This window comes from Cytobacillus kochii (assembly GCF_044790165.1).
Lineage (GTDB): Bacteria > Bacillota > Bacilli > Bacillales > Cytobacillaceae > Cytobacillus > Cytobacillus kochii.
This window is the reverse complement of sequence record NZ_CP085254.1, coordinates 354,859-373,483: the sequence shown is the minus strand read 5'-3', so window position 1 is coordinate 373,483 and position 18,625 is coordinate 354,859. Positions and strand designations below refer to the sequence as shown.

Here is an 18,625-nt window from a genome sequence, read left to right as displayed (position 1 = left end):
ATTAAGATAATTAAGTAAAGGCAGTTAGTAGAATCGCCAGTCCGTTAAAAACGCTATGGATAATCATCGCAGGATAGATGGAGCCTGTTTTCTCATAAGTCCAAGCGAAGATAAGTCCACTGAAAAAATTAACTGGTAATGTGTTATAAGTCGGTAAATGTACCACCGTAAAAATCGCGGAACTAATGAGCATACTCAGTCCAATATTACATTTAGCCCTTAACCATTTGTATATAAAGCCACGATACAAAATTTCTTCATAAATGGGTGACACAATGGCCGCAGATATAAATGCAATGAGAATCGTAAATCCATTCAGTTCTGCTGTTAATGAAGCCGTTTTCTTATTTTCTACGCCAACACCGAATAAATCCATGAGAATAACAAGCAATACATTGCCCACTATTAGAAAAATCGTCCATCCGATAATCGGTAGCCAATAGCTCTTAGCAAACGACCTCAAGCCAAGCGACTGCCAATTCAATCCATATGGTTTAATCGTAATATAATAAAGAGCCACTGTAAAGGCAATTGCCATGATTAACCCTGTCAAAGTCCCCGCATATAAATCATTTTGAAATAACCGCTGCAATAGGTCCTGTGCCCAATTTTCAATGAATATCGGCACTATGATGAAGACAAACATCAGAATAAGTAAAAACGTTTGTATTGACCAGCGTGATTCTTTTGAAAATAAGGTATTCACTCCATTTACCCCCAATTTATTTGATATATTAAGAGTACCTGGTTACGTTACGTCATCTTCAAGTTCAAAGGAGAGAAAAAGATGAATTATTTTTCGACGGGTAAAATTGCTAAAGATTGGTCCATTTCTGTTAGAACTTTACGATATTATGATGAAATTCAATTAGTCACCCCTACTTATAAAGATGATTATGGTAAACGTTTCTATACACAACTGGACTTACTTCGTCTGCAAAAGGTATTGCTATTAAAAAAAGCGAATATGTCGTTAGAAGATATACAAAAGCTCATTGACGAAACGACTGTATCATCAGTGCTAGATATCCATCTTCAAACATTGAAAGCGTCAATTGACGATATCGTACAAGCGCAAAAATATACACAAACTTTAAGGAACAGTGTAGATTTAGAAGGAGAGATTGGTTGGGAACAACTTCTTCCCTTAACGTTAAAAGAGAGTGAAGATCATACACAGCCAACAAAAGAATGGGAGACATCACTTCCCAAATTAGAGAATGATGATGGTCAAATTAAGAAATGGATGAATATTATTAAGCGCATAGAACTTTGTTTAAAAAACGGAGAAGCGCCTTCTTCTGACGTTGCCAAATTAATTGCGAGTGATGTGGAAATCTACTCAATGGAAATGTTCAACGGTAATCAAGCACTATCTGAACAATTTTGGGAAGCACGAAGATCAAAAGAGCAGTCAGAAGAATTAAACTTATATCCCATTAATCAAGAAGTTATCGAGTTTCTCGAGTCAGCCTTTACCTATATGAAGAATAAAAGCTGACACAATTATATTTAACCTGTCATGATATCTTCACTCGGATATCTAATCTTCTCTTGTCTTGGTTTGGCTAGAGAAAAGGCAAATGTTAATGGTCCAATTTTTCCGAGAAACATAATAAATACTATAATAATCTTACCGATGTTAGATAGATCAGCCGTAATCCCCATAGAAAGCCCAACAGTCCCAAAAGCTGAGACCGTTTCAAATAATAATTCTAAAAACGGCTCTGGTTCTGTAATATTGAGAATAAATACAGCTAAGAAGATAAATAAGAAACTAATCATAGAAATGGCCAATGATCTAAATATGATGGTTTCTTTAATTGCTCTATTAGCAATGGTAATTTGCTGCTTTTGCTTTAAAAAACTCCTAACTGATAATACGATGACTAAAAAAGTCGTTAACTTAATTCCACCACCAGTAGAGCCGCTACCCGCACCAACAAACATGAGAAGGAGCATGAAAGTAATGGTTGCTTCATGCATATTACCTATATCGATTGTATTGAACCCTGCCGTCCTCGGTGATGTCGCTTGAAAGTAAGCTGCCCAAAGTTTATCACTCATTTCAGACATAGCGCCTAATGTATGTGGATTATGGAACTCCATCACGAATATAACTAACATCGCAAAAGCATTGATAACTACAGTGCCGACAATCATCAGTTTTGAATGTAAGCTCAGTTTCTTAAATTTGCGTTTATACCAAATATCCGCTAAAACCGTAAAACCAATACCGCCAATAATGAACAAGAATGAAATAACAAGATTAACAATCGGGTCCCCCACATATCCCATTAAATTATCAGGAAACAGCGATAAGCCAGCATTATTGAAAGCGGAAATGGAGTGAAAGAAGCTGAGGTACATGCCCCTTCCCCAACCAAATTCAGGAACCCAAGTAATGGCTAAAAAACACATAGCAATTAATTCAATCGTGAAGGAATAAATGAATAAACTTTTTACTAATTTAATGACTCCACCAATAGATGTATGGTTTAATGACTGTTGAACTAATAACCGCTCCCTAAACCCTATCCTTTTACCAAGGAGCATAAAAATTAACACTGCAAATGACATGATCCCTAATCCACCAATTTGTATTAACGCAAGGATGACTAATTGCCCAAATAGTGTATAGACCGTACCAGTATCTACAACAGCTAACCCTGTTACCGTCATGGACGAAGTTGCTGTAAATAATGCATCTGTCCAAGTAACCTGTGTTGTCGTTGCAAATGGAAGTTTTAAAAAAATCGTCCCAAATATAATGAAAAACAAGAACACTAACAATAACAACTGAGATGGGTTTAACCGAACGATTGCGTTGTTCATCTTTCTATGCTCCTTCTTTTTCAAAGCGTATAATATCTCTTTTTTTTACCCAATACTATTAACATATCATTCAACTGAATTGGTTCCTTTTCACTTGGAGAAACAGTAAAGTTCTGTTCTCGCCTGAAGACCGACAATATGACAATCAAACCGCTTAGCAATTCGTAAATCTTTCAATTTACACCCCCAAAAATTTCTTTCCTACAAGGATTTCAGCGATGGTATAATCACGAGCTAATCAAGAAAATCAACCATTGAATTTGAGACAATATTTTCTGCAACTCTTATCGCCATATTTCTCTGGATCAATCACTCGGTCAACACCTATCTTTTCTAACACTTTCGCATGAAAATTGTGATGCGCTTTGCCCCCATACCCTTCAGAAGAAAGGCGGTAAAATACTTCCCTGCACATCTTCTCCAAACAAAATAAAAGTATGATCTACATTATTCATCCCGATTTGCCTTGACATGTGCTCATCTAGTGACAGAAAACAGCAGCATGTGTAGATCCTTATCGACCGCTAAAAATGCCTCATTCATTTCTTTCAATTCTGGTAGCATCGTTGCCCCAAAGTGCCCCAAACCATATCCCATCCTTACTATCGATTTGTGAGTTCTTCAATGAGAAAAAAGGAACAGCAAAAAGACCACAGAGGGATCCCCCGTGGTCATGTTATTTGATCACAAGTTTACCATCTTTTCTTAACGCTTACGAAGTTAGCTGTCGGATTAGGGTCAAGAATAACCCTTCCTTTTTACATTCTTTAAAGGATTCACCCCAAGTAGATTACCTCTACAAAAGTGGTTCCTCCGCTCCAATTAAGGATTCAGCGATTGAGATGATATTTAATTGATGAAGTTATATTACTCCCCTTTTTGTTATCTGTAAAGATAAAATAAAAAATGTTTACCAAACCATCCATTTACCTACATTAATGAAGAGGAGCCATGATAACGAATAAAGAGGTTTCAGTTTTACTTAACAATCCTTCTATAAGTCGAAAGTCATAGAAGGTAAGACTATGCCATAATGAAAATGTGAAAATAACTTTTTATAAAGAGGGGATTACAATGGGATTCAAACATATCACAGTTGCAGGTAGTGGGGTACTTGGCAGTCAGATTGCTTACCAAACAGCGTATAGTGGATTTCAAGTAAGTGTGTATGACATTTCTGAGGAAGCACTAGCAACAGCAAAAGGTAGAATATTGAAGCTGAAGGAAAGCTATAAAAATGATTTACAGGCAACCGATGAACAAGTCGATGCGGCATTCGAACGGATGTCTTTTTATACTGATTTATCTAAAGCTGTCGAGCAAGCTGATTTAGTGATTGAAGCTGTTCCAGAAGTGGTTAGCATTAAAGAAGACTTTTATACAAAATTAAGTGCAGTCGCACCGAAAGAAACCATCTTTGCAACGAATTCATCCACATTACTTCCTAGCCAATTTGTAGCTTTCACAGGGAGACCGTCACAATTTCTAGCATTGCATTTTGCAAATGAAATTTGGAAAAACAATACGGCTGAAGTAATGAAACACCCCGGTACAGACATGAATGTTTTTAACCAAATCGTTGAATTTGCAAGAGAAATCGGGATGGTCCCTCTTCAATTGCATAAAGAACAACCAGGATATATCTTAAATTCCTTACTCGTTCCATTATTAGAGGCAGGCCAAATGTTATTAGTGAATGAAGTAGCTGACCCAGAAACCATTGATAAAACATGGATGATTGGCACTGGTGCTCCACTAGGTCCGTTCGCTATTCTTGATGTCGTTGGAATCCGCACAGCTTACAATATCTCACAAGCAAAAGCCGATGCAACCGGTAATGAAGCATTTAAAAAATTAGCTCACCTTTTAAAAACGGAATATATTGATAAAGGTAAACTCGGACGAGAAACAGGAGAAGGCTTCTATAAATATCCGAATCCAAGTTTTGCTGATCCTGAGTTTCTGAAAAGGTAACGAGGGCGCAATTGAAAAATTGATATCCTTAGAACCTTAATATATTTTAGGGCGTCTAAAAAGTCGGCAATGAGACTTTCTGGATGCCCTTACTATTGTAAATGTTTTGCCCACTTGGTATATTTGGTGGAACTTGACTTCGCATTTCCGCTTTACCAACACTTCTCGGCGCTTTTCATCCACTTGGGTTCGCATTTCTCATTTACCAACACTTCTTCTCGCTTTTCAACCCGCTTGTATTTGTATTTACTATTTGCAGGCACAACTCGTCACTATTAATCCCAGTTGAGTTGGTATTTCGGATTTGCGGGAAAACCCTTCCTCTTCTTCTCCACCTTTACACTTGCCAACACATTTTTTGTTAGTTAAATTCTATTGATATGTGTACTACTTGAGAGTTATCCACATCATCAGAAAAAAATTTCTGCAATGCGTTCATAAGATTGGCGTTGATCAGCAAAGTGATAGGTGTTATTTAATAATAACCAGTGGTCACATTCATAAAGTTCGCTCCATTTGCTTAGCTCTTCTTTTACTTTTGCTGGCCCACCGATAATCATCCTTTTTCTATTCAATGCGATTCTTTTTTTATCTTCTGTTGTTAACCGCATTGCTTTTGCTTCCTCAAGTGTCGGAATCCGACTATCAATTCCTTTTTCCGTCCTTAATAACCATATATCTTGTGTAACGGCCAATTCCTCTGCATCTTCATCTGTCGCACCACAAATGACAAAGACAGCAGTAATCGCTTTCGGATTTACAAAAAAGCCCGGCTGAAAATACTCCCGATATTGTTTGTGGGCCTGCACGCCTCTTCCAGGTTGAATAAAGTGACCAAATACATAACCAATGCCAAGCTCTGCTGCTAGCTGGGCACTATTCTCCCCAAGTCCCAGACTATAAAGCTGCGGCGATACCCTCGGCCTAGGTGTCGCTTGCACCGACTGATCCCCTGCGAAATAGTGGAGCATTTGTTTTATCTTTTCAGGATAAATGCTCGTTTCATTCTTCACACCATTAGCTAAGGCCTTACGTATTCGTTCCGGTCCCCCTGGTGAACGTCCTACACCTGCCTCAATCCTACCTGGAAAAATTGATTGAAGTTGCAGCATTTGTGTAGCCACTTTATACGGACTATACTGAGACAATAAAATCCCGCCACTGCCAACATGAATGGTCTTTGTTTTTGCCGCTGCCGTTGCCATTAGGATTTCAGGTGCACTAGAAGTCATCCCTTTTGTCCCATGATGCTCAGCAAACCAATAACGCTCATATCCCCATTCTTCTGCCATTTGTACTTTATGAATGGTTTCTTCTACCGTTTCCTCAACTGACAAGTGACGTGGTCTCGGCATTTGATCAAGAATTCCTAGATGCATGCTCCATACCCTTTCTAAACGATTGTTTTAATAAAGAAAGTATACCAGTCTGTTGATCAACTTCAAACGGAGTTGCTTGAATAATCGACTCCAAATAGGTATGCATCTAGCTTTTCCACTCCATAAAAAAAACCAGCTGATAGCTGGTTTATTCGACTTCCACTATATCAGGACTGATTTCTAACCTCTCAGCAATTTCCTTCTTAATATCATCAGCTGAATTGAATTCAAAATCATAAAAGTGATCCCATTCTTTCGCTGGCTCGTAATCATTTAGAAGCTCCATATTTTTCCCGTAAAACAAAACGGTATCTACTCTTAATAAAGCGTCCGCTGCTTCCTTCTGATCATTATCGTCAGTAAAATATTCTTCCATTTCATCCTGTAATACGACTTTCACAGCTGTTAATTCTGCCATTTTATATCGCCTCCATCTCTTAACTATTCATTACCTCTTAACAGATTATTTTAAACGGAGGTTATGCTGAGAATTTTAAACATGCTTGGCAATCGCTTCCCCAAGTTCTGAAGAAGCTTGGTGAAAATATGACAATACCACTTCTTTTATATCTTGATCAACCCCTTTTAAATCTGCAGCAATATTACCGACTAAATGTTCCTTCTCTTGTGGACTTAAAGCGTGATAAAATTCTCCAGCCTGCGCATAATCATTTTGCTTTATTAAATCACTTCTTTGTAATTTCCCTTCCACAAATCGGCCATCTCCACTTGTCACCTGGTTGGCAGGTGTCCAATCTGCTTGGTCATTTACTGGCAACTTCCTAAACCCCGGTCCGATTCGTCTTCTTTGTGAATCGCTATAAATATTCGCTCGACCTTGAAGCATCTTATCATCGGATAACTCTGCTCCCTCTAGCAGGTTGACAGGTGAAAAAGAGACCTTCTCTACTTCTTCCATATAATTTTTTGGGTTTCTATTTAAAACCATTCGACCAACTGGTACCAATGGATATTGTCTTTCATCCCACACTTTCGTATCATCAAGTGGATCATACGATAATTTCTCCTCATCCATGGGATCCATTAATTGAACGTATAATCCGTACTCTACTGTTTTGCCAGATGCAATGGTATCAAAAAGATCTTTCCCAGCATAATCTGGATTCTCACCGGCTAGTTTGCCCGCTTCCTGCCTCGTAATATATTCAATACCTGCAAACGGATACCAATGATATTTCACATATTTCCTTTCTCCCTGCGCATTCCGCCAGACATATGTATTCACACTATGTCCTGGGATATGACGCAAACTTTTCACTGTTCCAGCATCTGAATATAGATGGACAACAAAATTTAACGACTCTGGTGCACGTGCTACAAAGCTCCAAAAGCGATTGGGATCCATTAGATTATTGACTGGAGATGGTAAAAACGCTTTAATCGCCTCAGGGAAACGAATCGTATCACGCACAGAGAAAACAGGTATATGATTACAAATTAAATCAAATATCCCCTCTTCTGTATAAAACTTAGTTGCAAACCCTCTTACATTCCTTGACGTATCAGGCGTTCCTTTCGTACTCACTGCTAATGAAAATCGCACCATAACAGGTACTTGTTGACCAGGACGCTGTAGGAAACTAAGCTGTGTATGTTCTTTCATTGAATGCACCGTTTGAAAATAGCCAAAAGCACCGAATCCTTTGACATGAACAGGTCGTTCAATGATTTTCTCATGGATAAATTCTTGCAGTGTTTCATGTTCTACACTATCCTGTTTTAAGATAGGTCCTCTTTTGCCAACAGTTTGTGAATGAAGCTTTGCAGGTTCGTCCCCTTTCCATTTATTTATATCCCTCTCTTCCACTTCTTCTTGCGCTTGACTTCCTCGACTATTGAAATGAATCTTTGCTTGTCGCTGATGTTTTTCGTTGTTTTCGTCCATATTTCCCTCCATATTCTTCTATGTCTTCCTGTTAATTAGATATGAAGGACAACTACGTTTTATGTTTCTTTCTATAACAACTTTCACTTAGAATTCTATCGAAGCATTCAAGCTGCTCATTACAACAAAGATTTAATAGATAGGAGTAGTTTAATAAAAAAAGTGGAGGGAGTGCCTTCGATATGACTTATTAAAAAGTTTGAACCTCACTATTATCCATTTAATAGGAATTGAAGGTAGTCAATTATATTAAAAAACCACCAGAACCAACTCTGGTGGGGTAATATAATCATCTATTTAGTTCATTTTCAATTCTCCTAAAGCAATTAAAGATTGCATAATTAAGAATAGTTGATGTGTTTCTTGAGGATTACGCAAATCCTTATCTAATGTATGTTCAATCTTTCGAATTCGATGGCGAAGACCGCTCATAGATAAATTCAGATCTGCTGTCGTTTGTTCCAATTTTCCTCCATTTAGTAAAAACACATATAAGGTTTGCAATAAGTCCACCATCTTGCTATCCGATAAATCATATAGTGAGCCTAATTCCTGTTTGGCAATTGTTTTCACCCCAGCTGTATTTTTAGAATTAATCAGAACACCAACGATTCCTAATTGTTTAAAGGACATCATATTTTCCTTTGAAGATAGTCTTAAAGAAACAAGGGCTTCTTCATAGTGTTGATGGGCACTTGTAATCTCATTTCCTTGATTGCTAAGACCAATTGTAAATTCACCATTAGGAAAGTCCGCACGTAAGGTCTTCATTAATGGGCGGAAGAATGTTTCATGATGCTCATATGAAAGTGCCGCATCTGGGATCAGAATGATTAGATGATGATCACGCATATTGATTAATACACTTTTCTTTTTTTCACTAAAGTATTGAATCATCCATTCATATATATCTTCCTGCAACTGAAATTCTTCCTCAAAGGATTCTGTACCAATACTAAAATCAATCATGACTAAGAAATAGGACTGTGTTAAATCAATACCCGTATATTTACCCCTTTTAATAATCTCTGCTTTAGACGTTTCTCCTTCTAATATACGTTCAAGGAAACTACCCTTCATTCTCTCTAACGAATCAAAGCGTGTTTTTTCATTTAATAATATAAGGGAAGCAGCATTAGCAAATCGTTCCAGTAATAAATAGTCAGATTCATGACTGTTATCTATCGTTGGTTCATAAACAAATGAGCAGTACCCTTGAATTTTCCTTTGCACTAAAATTGGGGCCATCAGCCTTGTTTGCTTTTCAGTATGGACGATTCTCTTTTGAAAAAACAATGGATAGGTAGAGTGCTTTTCTTCCTTATCATTCATAGGAAATGAAAAATATTGCTTCATATCATCCGTCAGTTCACCGCATTCATCTGGAGATAAGCCTGCACTAGACATTTGATAAAAATCAATAGACTCTATCACAATTGGTATTTGCATATGATCGTAGACAAGTTCAGTAATTTCTTCTAAACTACTGCCCCCAGAAATCTCTTCAGTTAATTTACTTTGAAATTCCGCCAGTTTTGTTACAAAATTACGCTGTTCTAATAACTGTTCATATGTATAAGCTAATTCTTTAACGATGGGGGTTTCTTCATATGGTGAATGAGCATCTTCACCCTCCATCTCCCATTGTTCTTGCGATTGGATTGTCCATTTGCATTCAGCATCACCCTTCGCCACACAACACGTTTCTTTTACTAGCAGCGACACACCTGTGATAGTAGTCATATAGCCGCTAGCATAACCTACTAATGTATGACATTGAGGTGTATCACTATAGCCATGTAGTCTTATATGTTCTTCAGCCTCATAAGAACCATACCAAATCCCCTCTGAATAGAGAGATTTCACATGCTGATTGTCTTCACACATTGTTAAATGGCAAATATGCTTCACACCTGTAATTTGCCCATTTTCCTTATGATACAGGGGACCGTGCTTGATTAAATAAGGAATTGAAGTATGCTCTTTCAATGCCTTTTTAGCATCCTTTACACCATTCTCCCATCCAAAGGAAAATAAGAAACTTTTTAGGCGTTCAAAACCTATATGCTTAACGAGTTGATGACGCAAAATACCTAGTGATGCCGATGGTGTCGAAACGACTCTTTCATGTCCTTTTGTAATAGGATTGATTGAAACTTCATCAACAACAATATGCATAGATAACCTCCTAAAGCGCAAGATTGAAAGCGCAAACATTTCTATTTTTATAAAAAAGGGGAAATTTCGCCCCTTCCAGTCTATTTTATTAGAAAATTGAATCATTCGCGAGTTTTGAAACGAAGTTCGGCTGCTTTGAACTTTAGACGAATGTTTTTACTTTTGCTAACTCTGCCGCCACATCAACAATCATATCTTCTTGCCCGCCGACAACTTTTCGGTTACCTAGTTCAATTAAAATATCTCGTGCATCTAAATTGAACTTTTCTGCTGCACGCTGGGCATGTAAAGCAAAACTAGAATAAACGCCTGCATATCCAAGAACTAAACTATTTTTAGTAATTTCTTGAGGAACAGGTAAGATCGGTGCCACAACCTCTTCTGCTAGATCCATCATTTTATAAAAATCCACACCTGTTTCAATGCCCATTCGATCTAATACCCCTACTAACACTTCTGTTTGCGTATTACCCGCACCTGCTCCAAGACAACGAACACTTCCATCGATTCTTGTTGCGCCTGCTTCAATGGCAGCTAACGTATTTGCCATTGCTAATGAAAGATTATTATGAGCATGGAAACCAATTTCCACACCAATGGTTTCTTTCATTGCTTTGATTCTTGTTGTTACTTGATTTGGTAATAAAGCTCCAGCAGAATCAACGACATAAACAATATCGGCACCGTAACTTTCCATTAGTTTTGCTTGTTCCACGATTTTCTCCGGTTCTGCCATATGAGACATCATTAAGAATCCAACCGTTTCCATTCCAAGCTCTTTGGCAGCGTAAATATGTTGGGCAGACACATCTGCTTCTGTCACATGTGTAGCGATACGCGCCATCTTCGCCCCTAATTGCTGGGCTTGTTTCAATTCTTTAACTGTCCCTATACCAGGAATTAACAACACAGCAACCTTTGAAAAGTCAGTTACAGCAACAGCTGCTTCTATTAATTCAAACTCATTTGTTTTTGACCTGCCATATTGCAAAGAAGATCCCGCTAGGCCGTCTCCATGAGCTACTTCAATATAAGGCACCTTAGCCTCATTCAAGCCTTTGGCAATCTTCTCTACTTGCTGAACAGTATATTGATGTGAAAGGGCATGACTCCCATCTCGCAATGCCACTTCCGTTAATAATACCTTTTGAGGTTCGGTCATATGAATCTCTCTCCTTTTACTGTGTAATTAAATTCTTTGCAAACTCTTCAGCTACCTTTACACCAGCCGCTGTCATAATATCTAGATTTCCTGAATATTTAGGTAAATAATCGCCGGCTCCTTCCACTTCTATAAAGATAGTTACTTGATTACCGTCGATCATTGGTTCCGTCCGTAATCGGTAGCCTGGCACATAGCTCTGCACGGTTTTTTCCATATCAGCAATTGATGCTTTTATCTCTTCTTCCTTCATCGTCCCCTCTTCCACTAACGTGTAGACGGTGTCTCTCATGAGTATTGGCGGTTCTGCTGGGTTTAATATAATAATAGCTTTCCCTTTTTTCGCGCCGCCCACTTCTTGAATCGCCCTTGAAGTGGTTTCAGTAAATTCGTCGATATTAGCCCTCGTACCAGGTCCGGCACTTTTACTTGAGATTGTCGCAACGATTTCAGCATAGGCAACTGGACTCACTCGGTTCACCGCATGTACCATTGGTATAGTCGCCTGACCGCCACATGTAATTAAATTGATATTCTCAGCATCTAAATGTTCCTTTGAATTAACTGGGGGAACAATCAACTTACCTACAGCTGCTGGTGTCATATCAATGACCTTCTTACCTGCTGCTTTTAAAGCTTTTGCATGACGAATATGCGCTTTTGCTGATGTCGCATCAAAAACAATCTCTGCAAGTTCCGGCTGTTCTAAAAACCCATCAATCCCTGTATCAATGGCGACATACCCTAATTCCTTCGCACGTCTTAAGCCATCAGAATTTGCATCAATACCTATCACCGTTGTAAGTTCTAAAATGTCTGAACGACCTAATTTAATCATCAAATCTGTTCCAATATTACCTGATCCTAAAATCGCTACTTTTACTTTACTCAAACCTCAGTTCCCTCCTTAATTTCCTTCTAATATCCAAGTGCAGTTGAAATTTCATTGGCAGCAGTTTTAATTCCAGTAGTAACCTCTTGTTGATGTGCCTCATTTAATCGCACTGTTGGTACCGCACAACTAATGGAACCAACTACCCTTCCTTGATAATTAAAGATCGGGCTTGCTGTACATATAAGACCGATTTCAATCTCCTCGTTATCAACAGCGAATCCCTGCTCTTTCACTACAGCTAATTCCTTTACTAATGCTTGCTTAGTGACAATGGTATGCTCAGTGAACGACTTTAAAGTAAGGGTTTCGATGATATCTTCTTGTTCTTTTTTTGGTAAAAAAGCCAATATCGCTTTCCCTACTCCCGTACAGTGAAAGGGTGCCCTCCTACCAATCTGCGAATAGATTCGCAAAGAATGAGGACCTTCCTTCTTTTCAATGTAAATCGCTTCACCTTGCTCAAAAGTTACTAAATGCACCGTTTCTTTTAGAGTAGTAACAAGCTTATTGATGATTGGCCTCGAAACTTCAGCAAAATCGAATTGGTTCTCAACGATATGACCTAGTTGAAAAAGCTTCATACCTAAACGATACTTACCACTTTCCTCATTTTGATAAAGATAACCTTTCGAGGCCAAAGTTTTTATTAAACCATGGACCGTGCTTTTAGAGAGTTCCATGGCTTCCGCTATTTCTTTTACACTTAACTCTTTTTGACCATTAAGATATAATTCTAAAATGTCTGTTGCACGCAAAACTGATTGTATCGTCATACATCCTCCAACGTTCGATAATGTCGAATAGTATTCGTTAATATCACATTAAAATTGTAGGATGTTTTCCTTTTGTTTGTCAATATAATTATTCTGATTTTTTATTTTTTTCAAAAATTACTTGTAAACGCATTCATTTTCTTTATGCTACGTTTGATCGAATATTCTCATCCTTATTCGGCCTGACAAATAACCATACAAGTCCACCGCAAATAAGAAGGATTATACCGCATAATTGAAATGCCATATGAAAGCCCACTGCTTGTGTTGCAGATCTTTCAATAAGAAGACCCGTAATATAAGGACCAACGATTCCTCCTAAAGAGGTAAACGCCATAAACCATCCTTGCACTTTACCTATATGCTCTTTTGAGACCATACTCGAAAGAATAGTCGGACCAAGCACAAGTGTAATACAACCGAAAGTAAGCCCTAAAGAGAGAAAGGCAATGACCAACATATTTGCATTTAGTATTGTCCCTATAAAGTAACTAACTGCTCCCGCTAGCATCACCGGACCGAGTACAAATACTCGCCCCTTCACGATACTTTTCGTTTTCTTAAATAATCGGTCTGAGACAGTAGAGAAAGTGATTTGAGAAATGGTAATCATTATCCATGGGAGTGCTGCTACTATAGATAAGGTTTCTGCACTCAATTGACGGACATTTTCCAAGTAATTAGGAAGCCAATTTAAACCAATGGTAAAAGACCAATACGTCGCAAAACCACAAAGGGCAATAAGAATAAAGTTTTTTGACCTTAGCACTGGTCCAAATTTACTTACTGCTGTTTGTTGGTCTTGTTGTCGATTAGCTTTGTATTTTGCTATTGCTTCTTTGCGATCATTTTCTGCAATCATTAGCCAAAATACAACCCAAATCAAACCGACAATACAAGTCGCTAGAAATGCCGAACGCCAACCAAATTGAGTGATTAAAGAAATAAGTATAGGTGCCGACATAGCTACCCCTAAAGGACCACCTACAGAAACAAGTGTTAAACCTATCCCAAGCTTCTCTTTTGGTAGATATTTTGTTGCAGCAGTCATAGCGAGTGAATAAGATGGCCCCTCCCCTGCGCCTAGTATAATGCGTGTTATCAATAAAAAGGTAAAGCTTGACACAAATAGGGTAGAAAACTGCACGGTCGCCCAAACAATTGCCATACCAGCAATAACAATTTTTGCACCGAATCTGTCAGCTAACGTTCCCCCGATAATAGCAAAAATAGAATATAAAAAGAAAAATGCACTTCCAATGATACCCCACTGTTCAGCATTCAACCCTAATTCTTCCATCAGAGGAACAGATGCAAATCCAATAATCGCTTTATCTGCATTACTAATCACTGTCAGTAAAAATAATAAAATAATAATTAGAATTGCCTGACGCGAGATTTTACCTTCTTTCGTACGAGGATTTTTCGCCATTTAGATGACCTCACTCTCAAGATTTTTAAGAAAAAGTAAGCGAAGGACTACGCTCCGCTATGTTTTTAAAAACTCACCTCTACACTCTCAAGCCCACTAAATTCTGCTTTAAATGAATCGCCTTTCTCCACAGGAATCGCTGCAGATAACGCACCTGATAAAATGACTTCTCCTGCCTTCAAGTGAACACCATAGTCAGACAGCTTATTAGCTAACCAAGCAACACAAGTTATCGGATTACCTAATACATCCGCACCATAGCCTTTATTAATCAATTTGTTATTTTTGTATAACTTCATTTCCATTTCTTTTAGCTTCACACTATCGACAGCATATCGTTCTTCACCTAAAACAAATTGGGCACTTGAGGCATTGTCAGCAATAGTATCTTCCAGTTTAATCCGCCAATTTTCGATTCGACTATCCACAATTTCTAAAGCAGGGATAATATAATCAGTGGCTGCTACAACATCTGCCTCTGTTACGTTCGGTCCCCGCAAATCATGCTTCAATACAAACGCAATTTCTCCCTCAATTTTCGGCTCAAATAATTGATCCATAGGAATGGCCGATTTTTGCATTGTGACATCCATGCTACTTAATAAATGGCCATAGTCTGGCTGATCAACCCCTAAGGCCTTTTGCATAGCTAGAGAGGTTAGACCGATTTTCTTTCCAACTATCTTTTCTCCTTGAGCCAACTTCACATCAATATTTACCATCTGAATCTGATATGCCTCATCAACTGATAGCTGCTGGATGTCATCTGTTAATGGCTGGAGGGATTTCTTTGTTTCCTCCGCTTCTAAAAGCGCTTGAGCAGCTTCTTTTAGTTGATCATTTAACTGTAGTGTCATCATTGAACCTCCTTCTATATGGAAAGACCCCGCCACTTTGTTAAGAGACGGGTGTATAAATATTTATTTAGATACCACTTGTTTTTTTAAAAAATCAATGGTCACCTGATTGAATTCTTCCGGTTTCTCCCATTGTGGCCAGTGACCAGCCTCATTGATTACTGTCAGTTCACTCCCTGGAATCATCTCTTTGATCGGTTCTGCTTCTTCTACTGTTGAAGTTGGATCATGGTCAGTCCAAGCAAGTAATGTTGGTACATTGATTTTGCCACACCATGATGGGTCCCAACTAAATTGTTTTCTTGCTTCGATATTTTGCAAATGGACAATATGATGGACAGCTTCCTGATAAGCAGGTTGAGTATAAATATTGTAACGAGATTCAATTAACTCATCTGTTACTTGCGATTTATCATACATTAACCACTCTAATCTCGTTTTCACATTTTCATAGTTTGCTTCAAGTACAGCTTTTAATGTTGACGCTTTTAGTCCTGCCATAACTTCAGGTTTGTTATTCACATTACCAGGAGTATTGAGCACCATCGATTCCACATAGGTCGGATGGTGAGCAGCAAACCAGGCAGCCACCCATCCACCAAGAGATTCGCCAGATAAATATACTTTCTCTAAATCAAGCGCTTTGATTACAGCTAATAAATGGTCACTGTAACTATCAATACCGTACGGATAGTCTGGCTTTTCTGTATATCCATGACCTAACATATCGATACATATCACGCGGAAATGCTCAGCCAATCCTTTGATATTTCTTGCATAAGCCTCGATGTGCCCCCCTGTACCATGTAAAAGCAAAAGAGGCTCTCCAGTTCCCGATTCTAGTACTCTCGTTTTCACCCCATCTGCATCGACAAAATGAAGTTTAAATTCGATATCTGCTAAATCGTTCCAAATAGACATATAAAATCCTCTCCTATTCTCTTTATTTTGTCACTTTCTCTTTCATCCACTCATCATTCACTGGTGTTGTTTCAAAGAAAGAATCTGGCACTGATGGTCCCCACCATAAACGACCCTTTGTATCATATTCTTCCTTGGTCCAGCCGATTGGTGGTAAATCAGTATCACGTTTATAATCACCAGAATAAATCTCAACACGATGACCGTCAGGGTCTCTTACATATAAGAAGAAGGCATTTGTTACCCCATGACGACCTGGTCCATAATCGATATTTGCACGGTAGCCTGCATCTGCAAGTAAGTCAGCCGTTTTCACAACGGAAGAAATACCGTCTACAATATAAGCAATATGATGCAGAGATGTTTCTTTATGTTGGACAAGGGCCACGTCATGTGTAGATGTTTTCGCTCTTGTCCATGCAGCAAATTTCCCCTCATCTCCTTGAACATATTCGGAAATGCTAAAGCCTATTGCTTGCCAGTATTCTAACGCTTTATCTACATTTGTTACACGCAGGTTCATATGATCGATTGCTACTGGCGGTATACCACGATGTAAATGGGAGTATCTCATTGGCAAGGCATCTACTCCGCCACTTTTATTCCCTACATTCATCTCTTCCATTGCATGATAGAATTCAACCGGATGACCATTCGGCTCAGCTACTTTAAGTACCGGCCCTTTTCCTGGGTGGATACTATTCTCGACATATTGAGTGGCAACTCCCATTTCTTGATGTTGCTTCTCTAACTCTCTTAAATACTCAGGGCTAGATACACGTAGACTAAAACTACCAAGAGCTGCTTTTGGCTTTTGCGTTAAAATTAAAGAATATCGATCAAATTCATCAATGGCACGCAAATATAGACTTGACTCTGTTCTTTCCACTTCAATAAACCCTAGTACATCTACATAAAAATCTTTAGACTTATTTAAATCTGTTACAAACAGCTCGATTTGCCCTAAACGAAGAATCATTGCTCTTCACTCTCCTATTTATCAAAATATTGATTTAACTGATTTGTTCTTTTGCATCTGTTTTTTTCAACCAATGAATGCTTAATTCTTTTGGTAAGGTCTTGTTCGATTGCCATTCTACTTCTTCTTTGCTAAGGACTTTGACTGTATGCATATCCCCTTGGCAATTCACTTCATATTCACCAAGTGCAGGTAAAGTATAAAAAGGTTTAACCCAGTACGTGCTACCGTTCCTTTGCAACTTCACTTGATACGGTCTACCAAGAAGTGCATTTGCTAAATCTACTTCCCCCTGCTGTAAACAGCTGCGGATATAAGAGGAACTAATTTTCAACCCATTTCTGCTCAATTTTGAAACAGATGTTGTCGTTATTTGATAGCCTGAATCAGTTGCTAATCTGGCCATATGTCCGACTCCCTTGTTACCATAATGAAAGTCGAAACCAGCAACTGCATGTTTCACGCCGAGTGTGAGTAAATATTGCTTAACAAATGCTTCTGGGGAGAGGCTAGCAAATGCATGATTAAAAGGAACGATATAGAAAAGATCGACACCAAGAGAACTCATTCTCTTTTTCTTTTCCTCTAATGGCATTAAATAAGGAAAGTCAGATCGCTTCATTAACACCGTTTTCGGATGAGGAAAAAAACTCATGATTGCTAGTGGCAGGTTACGTTTATTTGCTTCCACCTTTGCTTGGCGAATGACTTCTTGATGACCAAGGTGAAGGCCATCGAAAAATCCGAGCGCCATCACACATGATTCTATATTTTTACCTAATACGCCATGGAGCTCTTCCTCATTTAAGACGATGGTTTTCATCTGACTTCCCTCCTTTATTGTTAAGAAATTGGCTCTTCTACTGCTATCATTGAACGGTATTTGCCGTTAAAGAATAATAATGGATCTTTTTCTTCTAAATACACATCCTTCACCCGACCAATAAATAACGTATGGTCACCTTCTACATGTGTGGCCGATACTTCACATGCCATTTGTGCCACTGCCCCGTCAATGACCGGCATGTCATTTAATCTCGCGAATGACACTTCCTTTGTTTCCTTTAACTGTCCAGCAAAATTCATTGACAGCTCTTTTTGATCATCAGCCAAAATATTGACGGTGAATATCCCACTATCTTTAATTTTCGATAGGATATTCGCTCGCTCCCCAATAGAGATAACGATTAATTTAGGATCAAGTGATACCGACATAAAAGCATTAGCCGTCATCCCATGAACATTTCCATTTGTTTCGGTTGCAATCACCGTTACGCCGGTGGCAAATTTACTCATTGCATTTCTAAATAAACGATCATCCATCTTTACCTCTC

The 18,625-nt window shown here is 38.4% G+C and carries 17 protein-coding genes and 1 riboswitch; of the genes, 2 read left to right on the top strand and 15 right to left on the bottom strand.

Annotated elements, in window-relative coordinates; all coding sequences use genetic code 11:
• Nucleotides 1–10: 10 nt before the first annotated feature.
• Nucleotides 11–706, bottom strand: coding sequence for a CPBP family intramembrane glutamic endopeptidase (locus LG276_RS02095; protein ID WP_251162999.1), 696 nt, complete (start codon nucleotides 704–706; stop codon nucleotides 11–13).
• Nucleotides 707–787: 81 nt separating this feature from the next.
• Between LG276_RS02095 and LG276_RS02090 the strand changes: the two genes are divergently transcribed.
• A complete protein-coding gene (locus tag LG276_RS02090) occupies nucleotides 788–1,501 on the top strand; it encodes a MerR family transcriptional regulator (RefSeq protein ID WP_251163000.1) in 714 nt (237 codons plus the stop codon).
• A gap of 11 nt (nucleotides 1,502–1,512) precedes the next feature.
• Here LG276_RS02090 and LG276_RS02085 read toward each other — a convergent pair whose 3' ends face one another.
• Entirely contained in the window at nucleotides 1,513–2,835 is a 1,323-nt protein-coding gene (locus LG276_RS02085) for a TrkH family potassium uptake protein (RefSeq protein WP_251163001.1), read from the bottom strand.
• A 694-nt stretch (nucleotides 2,836–3,529) separates the two neighbouring features.
• Nucleotides 3,530–3,681: riboswitch (cyclic di-AMP (ydaO/yuaA leader) on the bottom strand.
• A gap of 228 nt (nucleotides 3,682–3,909) precedes the next feature.
• On the opposite strand from LG276_RS02085, the gene LG276_RS02080 reads away from it, so the two are divergent.
• On the top strand, nucleotides 3,910–4,809 hold the full coding sequence (locus LG276_RS02080; protein ID WP_251163002.1) for a 3-hydroxyacyl-CoA dehydrogenase: 900 nt from the start codon (nucleotides 3,910–3,912) through the stop codon (nucleotides 4,807–4,809).
• Between the two features lie 410 nt (nucleotides 4,810–5,219).
• On the opposite strand, the gene LG276_RS02075 is transcribed toward LG276_RS02080, so the two are convergent.
• The 13 genes from LG276_RS02075 to LG276_RS02015 all read right to left on the bottom strand — a co-directional run bounded on the left by LG276_RS02075 (nucleotide 5,220) and on the right by LG276_RS02015 (nucleotide 18,614).
• Entirely contained in the window at nucleotides 5,220–6,188 is a 969-nt protein-coding gene (locus LG276_RS02075) for an LLM class flavin-dependent oxidoreductase (RefSeq protein WP_251163003.1), read from the bottom strand.
• A 148-nt stretch (nucleotides 6,189–6,336) separates the two neighbouring features.
• On the bottom strand, nucleotides 6,337–6,606 hold the full coding sequence (locus tag LG276_RS02070; RefSeq protein ID WP_095370940.1) for a hypothetical protein: 270 nt from the start codon (nucleotides 6,604–6,606) through the stop codon (nucleotides 6,337–6,339).
• A gap of 75 nt (nucleotides 6,607–6,681) precedes the next feature.
• Complete coding sequence (locus LG276_RS02065) at nucleotides 6,682–8,094, bottom strand: catalase (protein WP_404293357.1); 1,413 nt, start codon at nucleotides 8,092–8,094, stop codon at nucleotides 6,682–6,684.
• A gap of 297 nt (nucleotides 8,095–8,391) precedes the next feature.
• Nucleotides 8,392–10,272: a helix-turn-helix domain-containing protein gene (locus LG276_RS02060; RefSeq protein WP_404293355.1), complete on the bottom strand. Its 1,881-nt coding sequence runs from the start codon at nucleotides 10,270–10,272 to the stop codon at nucleotides 8,392–8,394.
• A gap of 142 nt (nucleotides 10,273–10,414) precedes the next feature.
• The gene (gene dmpG, locus LG276_RS02055; protein ID WP_404293352.1) at nucleotides 10,415–11,434 is read right to left on the bottom strand and encodes a 4-hydroxy-2-oxovalerate aldolase; all 1,020 of its coding nucleotides are present in this window, start codon (nucleotides 11,432–11,434) and stop codon (nucleotides 10,415–10,417) included.
• 16 nt (nucleotides 11,435–11,450) lie between these two features.
• Nucleotides 11,451–12,326 (bottom strand): acetaldehyde dehydrogenase (acetylating), encoded by an 876-nt coding sequence (locus LG276_RS02050; RefSeq protein WP_404293349.1) that lies wholly within the window; start codon nucleotides 12,324–12,326, stop codon nucleotides 11,451–11,453.
• Between the two features lie 26 nt (nucleotides 12,327–12,352).
• Nucleotides 12,353–13,102 carry an IclR family transcriptional regulator gene (locus LG276_RS02045; RefSeq protein WP_404293347.1) on the bottom strand — a complete coding sequence of 250 codons (750 nt, stop codon included), beginning with the start codon at nucleotides 13,100–13,102 and terminating at the stop codon, nucleotides 12,353–12,355.
• 142 nt (nucleotides 13,103–13,244) lie between these two features.
• Nucleotides 13,245–14,534, bottom strand: a complete 1,290-nt coding sequence (locus tag LG276_RS02040) for an MFS transporter (RefSeq protein WP_404293345.1) — start codon at nucleotides 14,532–14,534, stop codon at nucleotides 13,245–13,247.
• Nucleotides 14,535–14,599: 65 nt separating this feature from the next.
• A complete protein-coding gene (locus tag LG276_RS02035; protein ID WP_404293342.1) occupies nucleotides 14,600–15,391 on the bottom strand; it encodes a 2-keto-4-pentenoate hydratase in 792 nt (263 codons plus the stop codon).
• Nucleotides 15,392–15,454: 63 nt separating this feature from the next.
• Nucleotides 15,455–16,312: an alpha/beta fold hydrolase gene (locus LG276_RS02030; RefSeq protein WP_289432674.1), complete on the bottom strand. Its 858-nt coding sequence runs from the start codon at nucleotides 16,310–16,312 to the stop codon at nucleotides 15,455–15,457.
• Between the two features lie 22 nt (nucleotides 16,313–16,334).
• Nucleotides 16,335–17,291, bottom strand: a complete 957-nt coding sequence (gene hpaD / locus LG276_RS02025) for a 3,4-dihydroxyphenylacetate 2,3-dioxygenase (protein WP_404293340.1) — start codon at nucleotides 17,289–17,291, stop codon at nucleotides 16,335–16,337.
• 34 nt (nucleotides 17,292–17,325) lie between these two features.
• Nucleotides 17,326–18,114 (bottom strand): FAD synthetase family protein, encoded by a 789-nt coding sequence (locus LG276_RS02020; protein ID WP_404293337.1) that lies wholly within the window; start codon nucleotides 18,112–18,114, stop codon nucleotides 17,326–17,328.
• Between the two features lie 20 nt (nucleotides 18,115–18,134).
• Nucleotides 18,135–18,614, bottom strand: coding sequence for a flavin reductase family protein (locus LG276_RS02015; protein ID WP_251163014.1), 480 nt, complete (start codon nucleotides 18,612–18,614; stop codon nucleotides 18,135–18,137).
• Nucleotides 18,615–18,625 lie beyond the last annotated feature (11 nt).